The sequence below is a fragment of the Sphaerisporangium album genome (assembly GCF_003323745.1).
In the GTDB taxonomy this organism is placed as follows: domain Bacteria; phylum Actinomycetota; class Actinomycetes; order Streptosporangiales; family Streptosporangiaceae; genus Sphaerisporangium; species Sphaerisporangium album.
On sequence record NZ_QOIL01000013.1, the window covers coordinates 222,718 to 240,070 of the forward strand.

21 protein-coding genes are annotated in these 17,353 nt (G+C 69.0%); 13 read left to right on the top strand and 8 right to left on the bottom strand.

Features of this window, described 5'->3' with window-relative positions:
- Window positions 1-157: 157 nt before the first annotated feature.
- From DQ384_RS23390 to DQ384_RS23400, 3 genes are all read left to right on the top strand, one after another.
- Window positions 158-799, top strand: a complete 642-nt coding sequence (locus DQ384_RS23390) for a protoglobin domain-containing protein (RefSeq protein WP_114031011.1) — start codon at window positions 158-160, stop codon at window positions 797-799.
- Between the two features lie 53 nt (window positions 800-852).
- Window positions 853-1,596, top strand: coding sequence for a haloacid dehalogenase type II (locus DQ384_RS23395; protein WP_220183084.1), 744 nt, complete (start codon window positions 853-855; stop codon window positions 1,594-1,596).
- Window positions 1,597-1,696: 100 nt separating this feature from the next.
- Complete coding sequence (locus DQ384_RS23400; RefSeq protein ID WP_114031012.1) at window positions 1,697-2,092, top strand: RidA family protein; 396 nt, start codon at window positions 1,697-1,699, stop codon at window positions 2,090-2,092.
- Here the strand turns inward: DQ384_RS23400 and DQ384_RS23405 are convergent.
- Both DQ384_RS23405 and DQ384_RS23410 read right to left on the bottom strand, forming a co-directional pair.
- Entirely contained in the window at window positions 1,996-2,697 is a 702-nt protein-coding gene (locus tag DQ384_RS23405) for a DUF4158 domain-containing protein (RefSeq protein ID WP_147268872.1), read from the bottom strand. The genes DQ384_RS23400 and DQ384_RS23405 overlap by 97 nt on opposite strands.
- Window positions 2,698-2,988: 291 nt before the next feature.
- On the bottom strand, window positions 2,989-4,116 hold the full coding sequence (locus DQ384_RS23410) for an FAD-dependent oxidoreductase (RefSeq protein ID WP_114031014.1): 1,128 nt from the start codon (window positions 4,114-4,116) through the stop codon (window positions 2,989-2,991).
- A 137-nt stretch (window positions 4,117-4,253) separates the two neighbouring features.
- Between DQ384_RS23410 and DQ384_RS23415 the strand changes: the two genes are divergently transcribed.
- The 6 genes from DQ384_RS23415 (at window position 4,254) to DQ384_RS23445 (ending at window position 9,131) form a co-directional block, all read left to right on the top strand.
- A complete protein-coding gene (locus DQ384_RS23415; protein WP_114031015.1) occupies window positions 4,254-4,997 on the top strand; it encodes a TetR/AcrR family transcriptional regulator in 744 nt (247 codons plus the stop codon).
- A 365-nt stretch (window positions 4,998-5,362) separates the two neighbouring features.
- Complete coding sequence (locus DQ384_RS23420) at window positions 5,363-5,692, top strand: PadR family transcriptional regulator (protein WP_114031016.1); 330 nt, start codon at window positions 5,363-5,365, stop codon at window positions 5,690-5,692.
- Entirely contained in the window at window positions 5,689-6,084 is a 396-nt protein-coding gene (locus DQ384_RS23425) for a DUF1048 domain-containing protein (protein ID WP_245966711.1), read from the top strand. The genes DQ384_RS23420 and DQ384_RS23425 overlap by 4 nt, the downstream gene beginning before the upstream one ends.
- Window positions 6,084-6,878, top strand: coding sequence for an ABC transporter ATP-binding protein (locus DQ384_RS23430; protein WP_114031018.1), 795 nt, complete (start codon window positions 6,084-6,086; stop codon window positions 6,876-6,878). The genes DQ384_RS23425 and DQ384_RS23430 overlap by 1 nt, the downstream gene beginning before the upstream one ends.
- Before the next feature lie 9 nt (window positions 6,879-6,887).
- Window positions 6,888-7,649 (top strand): ABC transporter permease, encoded by a 762-nt coding sequence (locus tag DQ384_RS23435; RefSeq protein WP_114031019.1) that lies wholly within the window; start codon window positions 6,888-6,890, stop codon window positions 7,647-7,649.
- A gap of 282 nt (window positions 7,650-7,931) precedes the next feature.
- Window positions 7,932-9,131, top strand: coding sequence for a cytochrome P450 (locus tag DQ384_RS23445; RefSeq protein WP_181871359.1), 1,200 nt, complete (start codon window positions 7,932-7,934; stop codon window positions 9,129-9,131).
- A 223-nt stretch (window positions 9,132-9,354) separates the two neighbouring features.
- Here DQ384_RS23445 and DQ384_RS23455 read toward each other — a convergent pair whose 3' ends face one another.
- Both DQ384_RS23455 and DQ384_RS23460 read right to left on the bottom strand, forming a co-directional pair.
- Complete coding sequence (locus DQ384_RS23455) at window positions 9,355-11,754, bottom strand: ATP-binding cassette domain-containing protein (protein WP_114031022.1); 2,400 nt, start codon at window positions 11,752-11,754, stop codon at window positions 9,355-9,357.
- A gap of 224 nt (window positions 11,755-11,978) precedes the next feature.
- Window positions 11,979-12,332, bottom strand: a complete 354-nt coding sequence (locus DQ384_RS23460; RefSeq protein WP_114031023.1) for a VOC family protein — start codon at window positions 12,330-12,332, stop codon at window positions 11,979-11,981.
- Between DQ384_RS23460 and DQ384_RS44225 the strand changes: the two genes are divergently transcribed.
- Window positions 12,319-12,624 (top strand): hypothetical protein, encoded by a 306-nt coding sequence (locus DQ384_RS44225; protein ID WP_181871360.1) that lies wholly within the window; start codon window positions 12,319-12,321, stop codon window positions 12,622-12,624. The genes DQ384_RS23460 and DQ384_RS44225 overlap by 14 nt on opposite strands.
- Window positions 12,625-12,855: 231 nt before the next feature.
- Here the strand turns inward: DQ384_RS44225 and DQ384_RS23475 are convergent, their stop codons facing one another.
- A complete protein-coding gene (locus DQ384_RS23475; protein ID WP_114031024.1) occupies window positions 12,856-13,482 on the bottom strand; it encodes a TetR/AcrR family transcriptional regulator in 627 nt (208 codons plus the stop codon).
- 87 nt (window positions 13,483-13,569) lie between these two features.
- On the opposite strand from DQ384_RS23475, the gene DQ384_RS23480 reads away from it, so the two are divergent.
- On the top strand, window positions 13,570-14,745 hold the full coding sequence (locus DQ384_RS23480; RefSeq protein ID WP_114031025.1) for an FAD-dependent monooxygenase: 1,176 nt from the start codon (window positions 13,570-13,572) through the stop codon (window positions 14,743-14,745).
- Between the two features lie 404 nt (window positions 14,746-15,149).
- On the opposite strand, the gene DQ384_RS23485 is transcribed toward DQ384_RS23480, so the two are convergent.
- The 3 genes from DQ384_RS23485 to DQ384_RS23495 are packed head-to-tail and all read right to left on the bottom strand — an operon-like array spanning window position 15,150 to window position 16,682.
- Window positions 15,150-15,815 carry a dihydrofolate reductase family protein gene (locus tag DQ384_RS23485; protein WP_114031026.1) on the bottom strand — a complete coding sequence of 222 codons (666 nt, stop codon included), beginning with the start codon at window positions 15,813-15,815 and terminating at the stop codon, window positions 15,150-15,152.
- Window positions 15,815-16,336 (bottom strand): SRPBCC family protein, encoded by a 522-nt coding sequence (locus DQ384_RS23490; RefSeq protein WP_114031027.1) that lies wholly within the window; start codon window positions 16,334-16,336, stop codon window positions 15,815-15,817. Before DQ384_RS23490 ends, DQ384_RS23485 begins: the two co-directional genes overlap by 1 nt.
- Entirely contained in the window at window positions 16,320-16,682 is a 363-nt protein-coding gene (locus DQ384_RS23495; protein WP_114031028.1) for an ArsR/SmtB family transcription factor, read from the bottom strand. The genes DQ384_RS23490 and DQ384_RS23495 overlap by 17 nt, the downstream gene beginning before the upstream one ends.
- Window positions 16,683-16,723: 41 nt before the next feature.
- Here DQ384_RS23495 and DQ384_RS40515 point away from each other — a divergent pair, with 41 nt between their 5' ends.
- The gene (locus tag DQ384_RS40515) at window positions 16,724-16,999 is read left to right on the top strand and encodes a hypothetical protein (RefSeq protein WP_147268873.1); all 276 of its coding nucleotides are present in this window, start codon (window positions 16,724-16,726) and stop codon (window positions 16,997-16,999) included.
- Complete coding sequence (locus DQ384_RS23500; protein ID WP_114031029.1) at window positions 16,996-17,316, top strand: MarR family winged helix-turn-helix transcriptional regulator; 321 nt, start codon at window positions 16,996-16,998, stop codon at window positions 17,314-17,316. Before DQ384_RS40515 ends, DQ384_RS23500 begins: the two co-directional genes overlap by 4 nt.
- Window positions 17,317-17,353: the final 37 nt, after the last annotated feature.

Genomic DNA, 17,353 nt, shown 5'->3' on the forward strand with positions numbered 1-17,353 from the left:
GTCGGGTAGGACCCCCGGCGAGGGCTGAGCGGCCGGCCGGAGGAGAAACGCGCGAGTTCACAGCGGCGTCGACACCAGTGCCGGCGGGCGCGGCGCGCGTGCGGTGAACCATCCAGGTGCGATCCGCATTGCCATACCGACCAAGGGAGCCTCTGCCATGAGTGACCACGCGACCAGCGATCACACGCCGACACCGAAACTGGTCACCGAGCATGCCGACGAGATCCCGGGCTACACCTACGGCACCGAGCAGGCCGCCACCTCGCCGTTGACCCTGCAGGACCTGGAACGGCTCAAGGCCGTGGTGGGGCTCACTCCCGACGACGAGCAGGCTCTACTCGAAGCCGCGCGCGTCCTGGCCGATCAGGCCGACGACATGGTCACGGCCTATCGCAAGCGGCTCGGCGAACTGCCGTTCATGCGGGCCTACTCGGGTTACCCCGACGGCACGCCCAATCCGGGGTACGGCGCGGCGTCCAAGCCGCGCTTCGACCGGTTCATCATCGACGCCTGCACCCGCCCGCTCGATCAAGACTGGCTGAACTACCAGCAGGAGATCGGGCTGCGCCACACTCGGGCCAAGAAGAACGCCACCGACCACGCCGACTCCCTCGACCACATCCCGATGCGTTATCTGCTCGCCTTCACCGCCGTGGTCATCGCCACCGCGCGCGAGTATCTGGCCGCCACGGGCGCCCCGGCCGAGCTGGTGGATCGCATGCACGCCGCGTTCACCAAGTCGGTCATGCTGCACGTCACCGTCTGGACCCGGCCGTATGTGGCCGCCGACGACTGGTGACCACAGCCCAGCCCAGGCACGGACCATCGAATAAGCCTTGAGGGTGGACGACAATGATGAACCACCACAACCTGACCACGCCCGCCGGCTCAGGCGGCGAGTGGATCGGCGGCGAGCCCCGCGTGCTCGTCTTCGACGTGAACGAGACGCTGATCGACTTCGAGTCGATGAACCCGATCTTCGAGCGGATCTTCGGCGACAAGCGCGTCCTGCGCGAGTGGCTCGGCCACCTGATCATGTACTCGATGACCATCACCCTGTCCGGCCTGTACGAGGGGTACTTCACCCTGGGCCAGGGGCTGCTGAAGATGGTCGGCGAAATCCACGGCGTCCACGTCACCGACGGCGACGTGAAGGAGATCGGCCAGGCCATGCTGACCATGCCCGCCCACCCCGACGTCGAACAGGGCCTGACCCGGCTCAAGGACGCGGGTTTTCGCCTGGTCACCCTGACCAACTCACCGGCCAACCCGGGCGGGCCGAGCCCGCTGGAGCACGCCGGACTCGCGCCGTTCTTCGAGCGGCAGTTCACCATCGAGACCGTCCGCGCCTACAAACCGGCCCCGCAGGTCTACCACCTGGTCGCCCAGGAGCTGGCCGTACCACCGTCCACCTGCTGCATGATCGCCTGCCACGTCTGGGACACAGTAGGAGCCCAGAGCGCCGGCTACACCGCCGGGCTGATCACCCGGCCCGGCAACGCGCCACTGCCGGTGGACTCGCTGCCGCGACCCAACCTCATCGCACCGGACCTTCCCGGCCTGGCCGACCAACTCATCCGGCGCCGGCGCCCGTAGCCGATGACAGCACAGGTCGTGACATTTCGAGCGGCTCGAAGTGCACATGACGCCAGCGTGCTCGTACCGCAGGGCCGTGCGCGGTGAAAGGAGATCATTGATGGGAAGAGAGACCATCCGCGTCGAACCCCTGTCGACCTACCTGGAACGCTGGAAGGCGCCGACCTCGGCCGTCACCCGAAGCGGCGAGACCCTGTACGTATCGGGTTTCCCGCCGTTCGACCCCGACACCGGCCAGGTCATCGAGGGCGCCTCGATCGAACGACAGACCGAAATCGTCCTGGAGCAGATGAAACTCTGCCTGGAGACGGCCGGCTCCTCCCTGGGCAACGTTCTCAAATGCACCGTGTACTGCACATCGATCGAGAAATTCGCTGCTGTCAACGCGGTCTACGCCCGTTACTTCCCCAGCGATCCACCCGCCCGGATCTTCGTGAACGTCCCGGCCTGGCCGGGGACCTTCGACATCGAAATAGACTGCGTCGCCACCTCCTGACGCATCGCCCGCCACCACAACCGCCCGCGCGGCTCCGGGGCGGCGCGCTCGGCCAGCGTGCGATACAGCCGCGCGTGCTCGGCCCGGCGCACCTCGCTGATCAGCCGCGTCAGCGTGGTGATCCCCGCAGGCAGCAGAATGCCCTCGCGCAGCATGTGCACCACGGCGCGGTCGAACAGCGCCCGCGGCCCCTCGATCGTCGACCACACCCGGGCTGCCAGATAGTCGCGGACCTCCTGCTCACGTTTGGAGAACTCCGACAGCTCCATCAGGTCCCGGATCTCCCAGGCGTGCTCGTAGGCGGTCTTCGGCCAAATAAGGTACTCCGGCGCGCACACCGGGTCGATGCCCAGCTGCTCGGCGACGAACTCCAGAACCTGCCCCGGCACGTCCAGGGGGTCTTCGGCCAGGAAGGCGCCGAGCATCCGCACGGTCCCCCACTGCACCGCCCACCCCAGCTTCGTCGCCGGGCGGCGCTTACTCGCCAGTGCTTCCAGCGCCTTGGCGTCCAGCCGGAAGAACTGCTCCAGCTCGGCCACCGACACCTCGGGCCGGAACCGGAGATAGCGGGCTACTTGCTCATCTGAGAGGAAATCCACAGGCATGAGCAGGCACGCTAGGACGCTCGACCAGGGCAAACAGCCCTCGTCACCGAATCGTCGTCAAGATCGACTCTCTAGCGCCAAAATCCGGACCGATCCTCCCCGGAGGCCAGTTGCCGCCCGTCGTCGGGCCGGCGGGGGAGCCCTGGGCGGCACGCACTGCCGCTGGCCGGCGAGCTGCGTGGCCAGGGCTGTGACGTCCCCGGCGAACTCCTGCCCTCGATCGCGCCGGACCACCGCCAGAACATCAGCTTCCGATTCTTCGCCGCTCCCCAGGCCTGCGCCGGGAGTGGCTCATTGGTCCTGCTGGTGTCCGGGGATCAAAGCGAGCAGGCTTTCGGGGATGTCGCCGAACATCTCCTCAAGGTGCCGGGCCGCTTCGGCGTCGGCTTGGCTGTTGCGGGTGAACATGGCCTGCTCGTATTCGGTGAGGGCGGCCTCGATGTCGTCGGGGTGTGCGGCGAGGGCTTTGCCTAGTTCGGCGCCGTCGTACATCGCCAGGTTGGCGCCTTCGCCGTTGGGGGCCTGTAGGTGTGCGGCGTCGCCGACCAGGGTCACCCCCGGCACCCGATCCCACCGGTGCCCGGCCGGCAGGGTGTAGTGCGGGCGCAGGACGGGTGGGGTGTCGCCGTCGGTGATCAGCGCGGTGAGCTCGGGGGCCCAGCCGTCGAACTCCTGCGCGATCCGCGCGGTGGCCACGGCGGCATCGGTGAAATCGATGGCGTCGAACCAGTCCTGCGGCTTGGTGAGCTCCACGTAGGTGTGCAGGGTGTCGCCGCGTTCCCGGTGAGCGTGGATCGCCCTGTCGGGTGCGGGTGCCATCAGAGACCCGCCGCCGACCGCTCGCGCGGCGGCCGGGTGTCGGGTGTCGGCGTCGAACAGGTAGGTCTCGACGAACGACGTGCCGGCGTACACAGGTGTCGCCTCCGACAGCAGCGGCCGGACCCGTGACCACGCGCCGTCCGCGCCGACCAGCAGGTCGGCGGTGACGGTGCTGCCGTCGGCGAAGGTCACCTCGTGGCGGCCCCCGCCAAGGGCGCGGGCGCCGCTGACCCTGCGCCTCCACCGCACGGTGCCCGCCGGGAGCGCGTCGAGCAGCATCTGCCGCAGGTCGGCGCGCTGCGCCTCCGGGCGACCGCCCGTGCCGTCGTCGGCCTTCTCGACCAGGACGGCGCCGTCTGGGCCCAGGATCCGCATCGCCTGGCGGCCCTCCAGGACCAGGCCGCGGAACTCCTCCATCAGACCGGCCGCCTCGATGGCGAGCTGCCCGTTGTAGTCGTGGATGTCGAGCATCCCGCCCTGCGCGCGCGCCGTCGGCGAGGCCTCCGCCTCATAGACCACGACCGGAATCTGGTGGACGTGCAGGACGCGGGCCAACGTGAGTCCGCCGAGCCCGGCGCCGATGATCGTGACGGTGTGCATCGTGGCTCCTTCGAATCAAAGCCGCCCGGCGAGGCGGGCCGGCATCTCTGATGCGGCGTTCCAATAGTGGAACGACACTCCATGTTGGAACAGTACTCCATGTTGGAACACTGCTCCAGACGTGGCAGAATCAGACCATGGCCATTCGGACGCGTCAGTCGCAGCGGCGCAGACAGGCGCTCTCCCGTGAGCGCATCATCGAGGCCGCCGTCGAGCTGCTCGACGCGGCCGGCGAGGGCGGGCTGACGGTGCGGGCACTGACCGAGCGCCTGGCGACCGGGTCCGGGGCGATCTACTGGCACGTGGGCACCAGGGGCGAGCTGCTGGACGCCGCGACCGACACCGTCATCGCCGCCGCTCTGGCCGCCGAGCCCGCCCGGGCTCCGGACACGCCCCAAGACGAGATCCGCGTCGTCGCGCTCGGCCTGTTCGACGCGATCGCCGAACACCAGTGGCTCGCCACGCAGCTGGCCATTCAGCTCACCCGCAGCCCATGGGGGCCGGTGACGCTGGGAATCTTCGAAAGCATCGGCCGGCAGGTCCGCGCCCTGGGCGTGCCGCAGGGCAACTGGTTCACCGCGACCTCGGCGCTGGTGCACTACATCCTTGGCGCCACCATCCAGAACGCCCAGATCGGCGAAGACACCTCCGTTGCCGAGCCCGACGCGGACCGCGCCGACGCGGACCGGGCCGAGTTCCTCGACGCCGCGTCCAGGGCCTGGCAAGAACTCGACCCCGGCGACTACCCGTTCATGCGGGCCATCGCGGACCAGATGCGCGAGCACAACGACCGCGAGCAGTTCCTCGCCGGGATCGATCTCGTCCTCACCGGGATCACCCACCTCCAGCCACCCACCGGACAGGCGCACATCGCCGAGTGAGCGTCAGGCGCAGCCCATCGTGGCGTTACGGCCGGCTACGCCCGCACCTCCGCGACGACAGGCACGACTCACCCTCAACGCCACTCAAGGCGAGATGGTCGAAACCGGACGATCGCGTCGATCGCCTCGCCCAGATCTGAGCCGGCCGCAGCTCCTCGCCGTACTCGGTGACCTCGGCGGTCATCGGCGGCCTTCACTGATGCGGTTTCGCGTGGGTCGTTCTGGAGCCGCTGATGGCCTAGCGGTTGCCGCCGTTCGAGTCTTCAGGTGGCAAGAGTCGAATTCTGCCGCCACGCTTGTGCCACCACTATTCAGTGTTACTATGTACCAGTAGCTAGCGACATTGAGTAGATGAAGGGTGTCCCATGGGCAAGCAGGTGACGGAGATGCTCAAGGGAACGCTTGAGGGCATCGTCCTGGCGATCCTGTCCGGCCGGCCCGCGTACGGCTACGAGATCACGGCGTGGCTGCGGGATCAGGGCTTCTCCGACATCGCCGAGGGAACCGTCTACGCGCTGCTCATCAGGATCGAGCAGCGCGGCTTTGTCGACGTGGAGAAGGTCCCGTCCGAGAAGGGGCCGCCGCGCAAGGTGTATTCCCTCAACGCTCAGGGACGGGAGTACCTCGAAGAGTTCTGGAGGACCTGGAGCTTCCTCGCAGAACGGCTGGAACAGCTCCGCAAAGGAGGCAGATGACCATGTCTGATGCTGAAAAGGGCGGCTTCATCTCAAAGGTGATCGGCCCCAAGCGGCGGTGGTGGCAGTACAAGGCGCGCGTGGGACAACTTCCGCCGAACTACCGCACGGCGGTCGAAGCGATCGAGCGGTACCTGATGCACTACGTGCCGAGGGACCGGGACAGCGCGGAGTCGCAGTTCGAGGATCTTGTGGATCTGTTCGAACAGGCCGCGGCGGATGGAACGCCGATCCGCAAGATCGTCGGGGACAACCCGGTCGAGTTCGTGGAGACGTTCGTCGCGAACTACTCGGATGGCGGCTATGTCCCCGCCCGGGCGCGGGAGCGGCTGATCAGTGCTGTCGAACGCGCTGAGGGAGAAGAGACCGGAAAGAAGGGAGGGACGGTCTGATGCCGACACGGCCGCAAGCCCCGGCGATCCAAGTGCAGGGCCTGGAGAAGTCGTACGGGAAGCTGCGCGTGCTGCGCGGCGTGGAGTTCGGCGTGGCGCGGGGCAGCATCTTCGCCCTGCTCGGCTCCAACGGCGCCGGCAAGACCACGGTCGTGAGAATCCTGTCCACGCTGCTCAAGGCAGACGCGGGGACCGCCGGCGTCAACGGCTTCGACGTCGCCACGCAGGCTGCGGACGTGCGGGAGTCCATCAGCCTCACCGGACAGTTCGCCGCCGTCGACGAGATCCTCAGCGGGCGGGAGAACCTCGTGCTGGTCGCCCGGTTGCGGCACCTCAAGGGTCCGGGCAAGATCGCGGATGACCTGCTCGAGCGCTTCTCGTTGGCCGACGCGGGCGCCCGGAAGGTGTCGACGTATTCGGGTGGCATGCGCCGCCGCCTGGACATCGCGATGAGCCTCATCGGGAATCCGCCGGTGATCTTCCTGGACGAGCCGACGACCGGGCTCGACCCCCAGGCGCGCCTCGAGGTGTGGCAGGCCGTCAGGGAACTCGCCGGGCAGGGCACGACGGTGCTGCTCACGACGCAGTATCTGGACGAGGCCGAACACCTCGCCGACCGGATCGCGATCCTCCACGAGGGCCGGATCATCGTGAACGGCACCCTCACCGAGCTCAAGCAGCTGCTCCCGCCCGCCAAAGTCGAGTACGTCGAAAAGCAGCCGACCCTCGAGGACGTCTTCCTCGCGCTCGTCGGTGCCGACAGCAAGGACCGCAACGTCGGCACGAACGCATAAGGAACAACGATGACCAAGCATGTCTTCGGCGACACCGCCGTCCTGCTGGGACGATCCCTGCGCCACATCACGCGTAGCGTGGACACCGTCATCACGACCACGATCACGCCGATCGCCATGATGCTGCTGTTCGTCTACGTGTTCGGCGGCGCGATCAAGTCAGGGTCGGTGTCGTATGTGAACTATCTGCTGCCCGGTATTCTGCTCATCACGGTGGCCTCGGGCATCGCCTATACCGCGTTCCGGCTGTTCCTGGATATGAAGAGCGGTATCTTCGAGCGGTTCCAGTCCATGCCGATCGCGCGGTCGTCGGTGCCGTGGGCGCATGTGCTGACCTCGCTGGTCGCCAATCTGATCTCGCTGGTGGTGGTCGTGCTGGTCGCCCTGCTCATGGGCTTCCGGTCGGGGGCGGGAGTGGCGGCGTGGCTCGCGGTCGCCGGCATCCTGATCCTGTTCACCCTGGCGCTGACGTGGCTCGCCGTCATCCCCGGCCTGTCCGCCAAGACCGCGGACGGCGCCGGCGCCTTCTCCTACCCGCTCATCTTCCTGCCGTTCGTCAGCTCGGCATTCGTGCCCACCGACACCATGCCCGGCCCGGTCCGCGCCTTCGCCGAACACCAGCCGGTGACCTCCATCGTCAACGCCATCCGCGACCTGTTCACACAGCAACCGGTCGGCACCGACATCTGGACCGCCCTCACCTGGTGCCTCGGCCTCCTCATCGCCGCGTACGCCCTCGCCATGGCCACCTATCGCCGCAAAATCGCCTAGGCCGTGTTGATCGAGTCTGTCTTGATCCAGATCAGCGTGGCGGAGAGGCAGATCACGGCGCGGTAGTCGCGTGCGATCTGGTCGGTGCGCATCGCGATTCCGCGCCATTGCTTAAGACAGTTGAAGCACCGTTCAAGCGGCTTTCCACAGTGCACCTATAGCTGTTAGGGCCTGGAGCTGCGGTGATTTGCTTTGACGGAAACTCTGAATTCAACGCGGCCGCCGAGCCGCCTAAGACACGTAATATCGCGACTAGATCCTAGGTCGATGAGAGGAATGACCATGGAACACACCGTCACCACGCTGCCGACCGCGCGTCAGCCGGGCTGTCCCTTCGACCCGCCCAAGGAGCTGGTCCAGGCCCGCGAGCACGGCCCGATCAGCCGATACCCCTTCCCCGACGGACACCAGGGCTGGCTGATCACCGGCTACGACCTGGTCCGGTCGGTCCTCGCCGACTCGCGGTTCAGCTCCCGCAAGGAGCTCATGCGCCACCACCCGACCATCGATCTAGGCGACATCGAGGTCCCTCCGGCGCCGCCCGGCGAGTTCCTGCTCATGGACGAGCCGCAGCACAGCCGATACAGGAAGCCGCTGGTGGGCAAGTTCACCGTACGGCGAATGCGGCTGCTAACCGAGCGCGTCGAGCAGATCACCGCCGACCACCTCGACGCCATGGAGAAGGCCGGGCCGCCGGCGGACCTGGTGACCGCGTTCGCCAAGCCCATCCCCGCCATCGTGATCTGTGAGCTGCTGGGGGTGCCGTACCAGGACCGGGGCTCCTTCCAGCAGCAGGTCGACTCGTTCCTCAGCGGGGAGACGAGCGACGAGGAGCTGATGGCGGCCTACACCGCGACCCAGCACTACCTCGCCGAACTGGTGGCCGCCAAGCGGGCCAACCCCACCGACGACGTGCTCAGCGACCTCACCGAGAGCGACCTGACCGACGAGGAGCTGAGGGGTGTCGCCCTGATCCTGCTGGCGGCCGGGCTCGACACCACCGCGAACATGCTGGCGCTGGGCACTTTCGCCCTGCTGCGCAACCCGGCGCAGCTGGCCGCGCTGCGCGCCGACTCCGCGCTCGCCGACCAGGCCGTGGAGGAGCTGCTGCGGTATCTGAGCGTGGCCAAGACGTTCATGAGGACGGCGCTGGAGGACGTCGAGCTGGGCGGCCGGACCATCGAGGCCGGTACGACGGTCATCCTGTCCTACCACACGGCCAACCGCGACCCCGAGCGCTTCGCCGATCCCCACGTGCTCGACCTGCGCAGGCAGGACGGCGGGCACCTGGCCTTCGGCCACGGCATCCACCAATGCCTGGGCCAGCAGCTGGCCCGCGTCGAGATGCGGGTCGCCTTCCCCGCGCTGATCAACCGCTTCCCCACGCTGCGCCTGGCCGTACCGGCTGAAGAGGTAGCCCTGCGCCCGGAGACCGCCGACATCTTCGGGGTCAAGAGCCTGCCGGTCGCCTGGGACGTGTGACCGCGAGCCGGTAACGGTGAGGGCGCGTCCGGCCGCCGCCGCCAGGGCATGCTCGCCCGCGAACTCCGGCGGACCGTTGCGCGCGTCACCGGGATCGAACTCGACGCGCCCAGCCTCGACCAGGCCCGTGAGCACCCGGACGATGCGACTACATCCTCGGCGATTTCCTCAGCCACCCCTTCGAGCCCGCCTCGTTCGAGCTGTGCTGCTCCACCACGCTCGGTCAGGCGCCGACGTAGGCCGCGAGGTGCTCGCCCGTGAGGGTGGAGCGGGCGGCGACGAGGTCGGCCGGTGTGCCCTCGAAGACGATCCGGCCGCCGTCGTGGCCGGCGCCGGGGCCGAGGTCGACGATCCAGTCGGCGTGCGCCATGACCGCCTGGTGGTGCTCGATGACGATGACCGACTTGCCGGAGTCGACGAGCCGGTCGAGCAGGCCGAGCAGGCCGAGCAGATGCTCGACGTCGGCGAGGTGCAGGCCGGTGGTCGGCTCGTCGAGGACGTAGACGCCGCCCTTCTCGGCCATGTGGGTGGCCAGTTTGAGCCGCTGCCGCTCGCCTCCGGACAGCGTGGTGAGCGGCTGGCCGAGGCTGAGATAGCCGAGCCCGACGTCGGCGAGTCGGCGGAGGATGGCGTGCGCGGCGGGCGTGCGCGCCTCGCCGGCGCCGAAGAACTCCTCGGCGTCGGTCACCGACATCGCGAGCACCTCGCTGATGTCGCGACCGCCGAGGTGGTGTTCCAGCACCGATGCCTCGAACCGCTTGCCTTCGCACTCCTCGCAGGTGGTGGCGACGCCGGCCATCATCGCCAGGTCGATGTAGATGACACCGGCGCCGTTGCAGCCGGGACAGGCGCCCTCGGAGTTGGCGCTGAACAGCGCCGGCTTCACGCCGTTGGCCTTCGCGAACGCCTTGCGGATCGGGTCGAGCAGCCCGGTGTACGTCGCCGGGTTGCTCCGCCGCGATCCGCGGATCGCGGCCTGGTCGACCGACACCACACCCGCGCCGGCCGGGATCGACCCGTGCACGAGCGAGCTCTTGCCGGACCCGGCGACGCCGGTCACGACGACGAGCACCCCGAGCGGGATGTCGACGTCGACGTCGTGCAGGTTGTGCCTCGTCGCGCCGCGGATCTGCAGCGTGCCGGTGGGCGTCCGCACCTTCTCCTTCAGGGCGGCTCGGTCGTCGAGATGACGGCCGGTGAGGGTGCCGCCGGCCCGCAGCCCCTCGACGGTGCCCTCGTAGCAGACGGTGCCGCCCCCCGTACCGGCCCCGGGGCCGAGGTCGACCACGTGGTCGGCGATGGCGATCGTCTCCGGCTTGTGCTCCACGACCAGCACCGTGTTGCCCTTGTCCCGCAGCCGCAGCAGCAGGCCGTTCATCCGCTGGATGTCGTGCGGGTGCAGGCCGATGGTGGGCTCGTCGAAGACGTAGGTGACGTCGGTGAGCGAGGAGCCGAGGTGGCGGATCATCTTGACGCGCTGCGCCTCGCCGCCCGACAGCGTGCCGGAGGACCGGTCGAGCGAGAGGTAGCCCAGCCCGATCTCCACGAACGAGTCGAGTGTCTCCTGCAGCCTGGCCAGCAACGGTGCGACGGACGGCTCCTCCAGCGCGCGCACCCACTCGGCGAGGTCGCTGATCTGCATCGCACAGGCGTCGGCGATGCTGATCCCCATGATCTTGGAGGACCGGGCCGCCTCGCCGAGACGGGTGCCGTGACACTCCGGACAGGTGGTGAACGTCACCGCCCGCTCCACGAAGGCACGGATGTGCGGCTGCATCGCCTCCTTGTCCTTGGAGAGCATCGACTTCCGGATTCGCGGTACCAACCCCTCGTAGGTCATGTTGATGCCCTCGATCTTCATCCGGGTCGGCTCCCGGTGGAGGAAGTCGTGGAGCTCCTTCTTCGTGTACTTGCGGATCGGCTTGTCCGGGTCGACGAAGCCCGAGGACGCGTAGAGGCGGAAGTTCCAGCCGCCCGCGTTGTAACCCGGGATGGTGAGCGCGCCTTCGGCGAGCGACTTCGTGTCGTCGTAGAGCTGAGTGAGATCGATGTCGGTCACCGAGCCGCGGCCCTCGCAGCGCGGGCACATGCCGCCGGTGATGCTGAAGCTGCGACGCTCCTTCACGGTCTGTCCGGCGCGTTCCAAGGTGACCGCGCCCGCTCCACTGATCGAGGCGACGTTGAAGGAGAACGCCTTGGGCGACCCGATGTGCGGCTGCCCGAGCCGGCTGAAGAGGATGCGCAGCAGCGCGTTGGCGTCGGTGGCGGTGCCGACCGTGGACCGGGGGTCGGCGCCCATGCGCTGCTGGTCGACGATGATCGCGGTCGTCAGCCCTTCGAGTACGTCGACCTCGGGCCGCGCCAGGGTCGGCATGAAGCCCTGCACGAAGGCGCTGTAGGTCTCGTTGATCAGCCGCTGCGACTCCGCGGCGATCGTGCCGAACACCAGCGAGCTCTTGCCCGAGCCGGAGACGCCGGTGAACACCGTCAGCCGGCGCTTCGGGATCTCGATGCTGACGTCCTTGAGGTTGTTCTCGCGCGCGCCGTGCACGCGGATCAGATCGTGGCCGTCGGCAAGGTGCAGCGCAGGCGACCGCGTATCCGTCCTCGTGGCCATGCTCATCGTGTCTCCATATGTTGGGCGGGGCCGCCTTCGCGGTCTCCGTCGGCGTCGCCTGGCTTGATATGACCGGCTTCGAGCAGTATGTCTGGTTTCCTTCGCCGGTGCGGTCGCGGCAACGGTCCGTTGTCCACCTGATCGGCGACGCCGGCCGGGAGCGCGGGGAGACGTCGTGGGCGAGCCGGTGCCCGGTGTCGCGACGACGCTGAGCGGGGGGGGGGCGGCGCTCAGCGGTCCTGAAGCAGCCCGAGGACGTTGCCGTCGGGGTCGGTGACGGTGGCCACCAGGCGGCCGCCACCGACGTCGTGCGCGGGCTCCTTCACCTTGGCGCCCGCGGCGGTCACCTCGGCCAGCTTCGCCTCGATGTCCGGCACGTGCCAGTAGGCCACCGGTGAGGTCATGCCCTGCGGTCCACCGCCCGGCACCAGCCCGATGTGCTGGCCCTCGGCCTCGAAGCCGACATAGTAGGAATCGTCGACCTGCGGCGGCACGCCGAGCAGGGCGGCGTACACCGCCTTGGCCGCCGCCAGGTCGGACACGGGATGCAGCACGGTCTTGATTCCCTGGGTGGAAGAGCTCATGGTCACTCCTGAAGTGGTGGGTCACATCGACCCGGTGGGATGGTCGGGCGTGAAGACGAACGGGAAACCCGGAAATCGCCTTGGCGTCATTTCGGTGATGGGTGCGGCGCTCGTGGTCGGTGACGCCGTGCTCGGCGGCCGGCGGCTCCAGGACGATGGACGTGCCGGGCCGGTCGGCGTGATCCAGCGCGTCCCGCCGTATCCGACGTCGTCGCGGACCTCGAAGCCGAGGGTATCGCGGTGGAAGGCCAGGGAGGCGTCCGGGTCGTCATGCGGGAGGAAGGTTCAGTGAATCGTGATGTCCATGGCGGTCAGACTAGATGCGGCTCGCTGACCAGCGCTTCTCCATTTCTGATCGGTCTGGTCACCTGTTCCGCCACGGACGACGACATCCCCTCCGTCACCCGCGCCGGGAGCCTTGGGTGCGGTCATGGCGCAAAGCCGTCGCCACGAACACGAGCCACTCAAAAGAGGCGTGCTGCTTGGAGATCGCGTGGACGCGTGGGACGTTCCGACAAGGTGACTAGCGATCTTCGGGGAGTGCGTCGTTCAGGTCGGGGAGCGCGCCCCGCACGATGGCGTTGACGACGTCGCGGACGACGTCCTCGCTGACGCTCTCGGGTGGCGCGGTCACCAGGGTGAACAGCGCGCCGCCGTAGAGGGTGATCAGGGCGGGGATCCGCTCGCGGGGAATGGGGAGGCCGAGCTCGGCGTGGTGACCGGCGGTGAACCGTATCGACCCCTCCTGCAGGCCTGCGAGGGCCGAGGCCAGCACCGGCCGTCGCGCCGCCTCCAGCCGGAGTTCGAAGATCGCCAGATAGCGGGTACGGAGAGATGTCGCCGCCGTGAGCAATGATCCGGCCAGCAGGTCGACGACCTGCCTGCCGACGTCGTCCGGGGTGTGCGGGGCGGTGGTCTTGTGGTGCCGGGCGGCCTGGTCCATGTCGGCGTGGTGCAGCTCGACGATGCGCTCGGCGGCCGCCACCAGGAGCGCCTCTCGGCTGCGGAAGTAGTTCGAGGCCGTTCCCTGCGGGACTCCGGCGGCCTTCTCGACCGCGCGATGGGTCAGGCCGTGCACTCCGGAGGCCGCCAGCAGGTCGATGGCGGCGTCGGCCAGGGCCCGGCGGCGGGCTGCATTGGTCGGCGGCACACGGCCATGGTATGACAGTACCCGTACTAGGACGATCGTAGTGAATCGGATCCCGCCCAGTGCTGCCGGACAAAGTGGAGGTGCGTCATGCGGGTCGTGGTGGTAGGGGCGGGACTGGGCGGGGTGTCGGCCGCGGTGGGGCTGCACCGGCAGGGGCACGAGGTGACGCTGTACGAACGCGGCCCGGAGCTCCGGGAGGCGGGCACGGCCGTCGTGGTCACGCCCAACGGTGTCCGGGCCCTGGACGAGCTGGGGTTGAGTGAGTACGTTCGCGGCCAGGCCATGCCCGGCGTCACCACCGGCGGCCTGCGGGACTGGCGCGGACGGCCGTTGCTGGTCACCGACGCGGCCCAGGCGCGGCGGACGGTCGGGATGGTGGTGACCGTGAGCCGGGCGGACCTGCACCGGGCACTGCGCGCCCCGCTGCCCGCCGATCTGGTGCGCACCGCGACGCCGGTGCGGCGGCTGGAGCCCGGCCACGGCGCCGTGACGGTGATCGGCGACGACGGGCCCCTGACCAGGGCCGATGCGGTGATCGTGGCCGACGGCATCGGGAGCGCGCTGCGCGGCCGGCTGTTCCCCGACCACCCCGGACTGCGGCGGACCGGCCGGATAGACCTGCGCGGCATGCTGCCTGCACCCGCGGGCCTCGAGGTGGCCGAGCTCCTGGGAAGCATCATGATCGACCGGCGCAGCGGGGCGATGTTCGGCCTGTTCCCTGTCGGCGAGCACGATCTGTACTGGTTCACCGACTCCGCGCTGCACGGAACACTGGACGGAACGCCACACGGAACGCCGCCGGGCGCCGTCGAGGCCCGCCGGCAGGTGCTGTCCCTGATGGCCGACTGGCACCCGGCGGTCCCGGCGCTGATCGAGGCCACACCGCCCACCGACATCTACGTCGACGCGATCGCCTGCCTGGCCCGGCCGCTCCCGTCGTTCGCGACCGGCCGGATCGCGCTGCTCGGCGACGCCGCGCATGCCATGACCCCCGACCTCGGCCAGGGCACCAGCCAGGCGTTCGAGGACGCGGCCGCGGTGACCCGGCACCTCGCCGGCGCCCGCCCGGCGGATGTCGAGCAGCGGCTGCTCGGCTACGACGCCGAGCGCCGGCCCCGCGCCAACCGCCTGCTGCTGGCGGCGTCCCGGCAGTCGCGGCTGATGTCGCGGACCGGCGGCTCCGCGTGGCTGCGCGACGCGCTGCTCCGCGCGATACCACGCCGGCTCGCCACGCGGCAGCTCGCTGCCCGATGGCACGTATGACGGTTCCGGACAGGCTCACCGCCGCGGTGTCTGCTTTGGTCCCCTCTAATGGAGACAGTCGCCGAAGAAGCAGGTGCAAGCACGTGCAACGGCGACATCTGGTGGAAGTATTCGAGCTGACACGCGAAACAGTTCTTGACCAGGCACTCGCGGCAGGAGATCCGGGGGATCGCCTCGCCGGCGTCACTGTCGTCACCGCGGCCGGGCGGCTGTTTCCTCAGCAGCCGCTCCCGCCACGCGACGGCGACCTCCGTCGCCAGGTGCAGCGAGCCGATGCCCCGAGGGATCAGCTCGGCGACACCCGAGTCGCGTGAGCGCCCTCGCTTTCCTCGTTGGCGGCCTCTGCCGACCGGTGGCGCGCCGGTGGAGGTGAGCGTGCGCGAGCCCCGCATGTGGTGCGCCGGCTACCGCTTCCCGACGGTGTAGGTCAGGTGGGTCACCCGGGATGACGCGTCCGTGCGGGTCTGGTCGAGGGCGAGGCGGGCCGGGTCCACGCGGTCGAACAGGCGGATGCCGGTGCCGAACAGCACGGGCGCGAGGGTAATCGAGAACTCGTCGATCAGGCCGCCGTCCAGGTACTCCTGGATCGTCTCGGCGCCGCCGGCGATGCGGACGTCGCGGTCGCCGGCGGCCTCGCGGGCCTGGTCCAGTGCGCTGGAGATGCCGTCGTTGACGAAGTGGAAGGTCGTGCCGCCCGGCCGCTCCCACGGGTCACGCTTGGTGTGGGTCACGACGAACACCGGTGTGTGGAACGGCGCCTCCTCCGGCCATGCCAGCTCGCCGGCGTCGAACATCCGCTTGCCCATGACGCTCACGCCGGTGCGCTCGTACGTCGCCCGAGCGATGTCGTTGTCGAGTCCTTCCTCACCGCCCTCGCCGAGCTTGAGGTTCTCCCGGAACCACCGCTGCGGGAACGCCCACGCCTGCAGCTCCGACCACTTCGTCATCCAGCGCTGGACCCTCGGGTCGTTCCGACCTTCGGGCGAGAAGACGTCCTCGACGGGCACGGCCTCAGGCGCCATGAAGCCGTCGAGCGACATCGTCACGCTGAAGAACACCTTCCCGGCCATCAGCCCTCCGATCCCTTCGGTGTGGTCTCGTTCCAGGTGAGTTCGGCGACGTAGGCCGCCAGGTTGCGCAGGGTCTGCTCGCCGCCCTCGATCGCGTGGTATTTCTCCACCGCCTCGTCGCGCAGTTCCTTTGTGGGGAACACCGTGCGCATCACGATCCGGGTCTCCTCGCCGGCCGGCTCGAAGGTCAGGACCGACTCGAAGGCGTTGGGGTCGTCGCGGGACTCGCCGTGCACCAGCGCGATCCGCTCCGGCGGGACGATCTCGGTCCAGGTGATCCACTCCTGGTAGTCGGTCCCGTCCGGCCCGTGCATCACGAAGTCCCAGGCCCCGCCCGCGCGGAACTCGAAGGACCGCGTCGTGGTCGTGAACCTGTCCGGTCCCCACCACCGCGACAGGTGCCGGACCTGCGTGAACGCCTCGAACACCAGCTCCCGTGGGGCGCCGATGGCCCGGGAGACCACGATCTCGCGGTCCGCGGCCGTGTGGTCAGGCTCGCCGCCGCTACTGGTCGTCGTCATCGGGTGGTTCCTCCTGTCTTGCCTGTTTCAGATCTCGCACGTACTCGTCCAGCCGGTCGAAGGTCTCGTTCCAGAATCTCTCGAAGCCGCCCACCCACTCGTGGACCGGCCGCAGCCCGCGGGCGTCCAGGCCGTACAGCCGCTGCTTGCCCGCCCCGCGGACCCGCACCAGCCCGACCTCGCGGAGCACCCGCAGGTGCTTGGACGCCTGCGGCTGGCTCATCCCCAGGTCCCGCGCCAGCTCGGTCACGGGCCGCTCGCCGCCCTGCAGCAGCACAAGGATCTCCCGCCGCTGCGGCTCGGCGATCGCATTGAACGCGTCCGAGGTCGTCGCCGCTCGTGCCATGGCGCCATCATATGCCTATATCGGAATGTGTAAACGACTGTGTGATCAACGACCGGCTCGGGCTGGTCCGGCTTGCCAGCCTGACATCTGCGGCGGTTGGCTGTGACCTCGGTCGATCGCACGGCGTATCCACGGTTGGCCGCGTGGTGTCGGGGCGGGAGCCGGCTGAGGCGTTCACGCCGACGGATGCCGAGGTGGAGTGGGCGCGGACCAGGACGCAGGATCAGCAGCAGCTGCGCGACGCCGGCGACCTCAGCTATGTCCAGTTCCAGCTCTTGGCCGGACGCGGGGACAGGCAGACGGCAGCCAGCGCATGACCGAGCTGGCAGACGGGGTTGTGTACAGCCGCAGCGGCCTGACCTACCAGGTGGGCCTGCTCTCCCACGTCGTCGGCCGGCTCGAACGGCAGGGGTGGATCACCCGCGTGCCCGACCCCGAGAACCGGCGCTTCGTCCGCGCGACGCTGACCGACGCCGGTTGGGCCAAGCTGGTCGACAGCGCGCCCGGGCACGTCGAGGCGGTCCAGCGACACGTCTTCGACCAGCTGACCGCGCCGCAGGTGGCACACCTCACCTCGATCGCCCGCAAGATCAGAAGCGTCGTCGCACCGGACGGCGAACCCGGCGACGGATGACCGCGGCTCCGGCCGAACCGCCGGCGCCGCCGCCCGT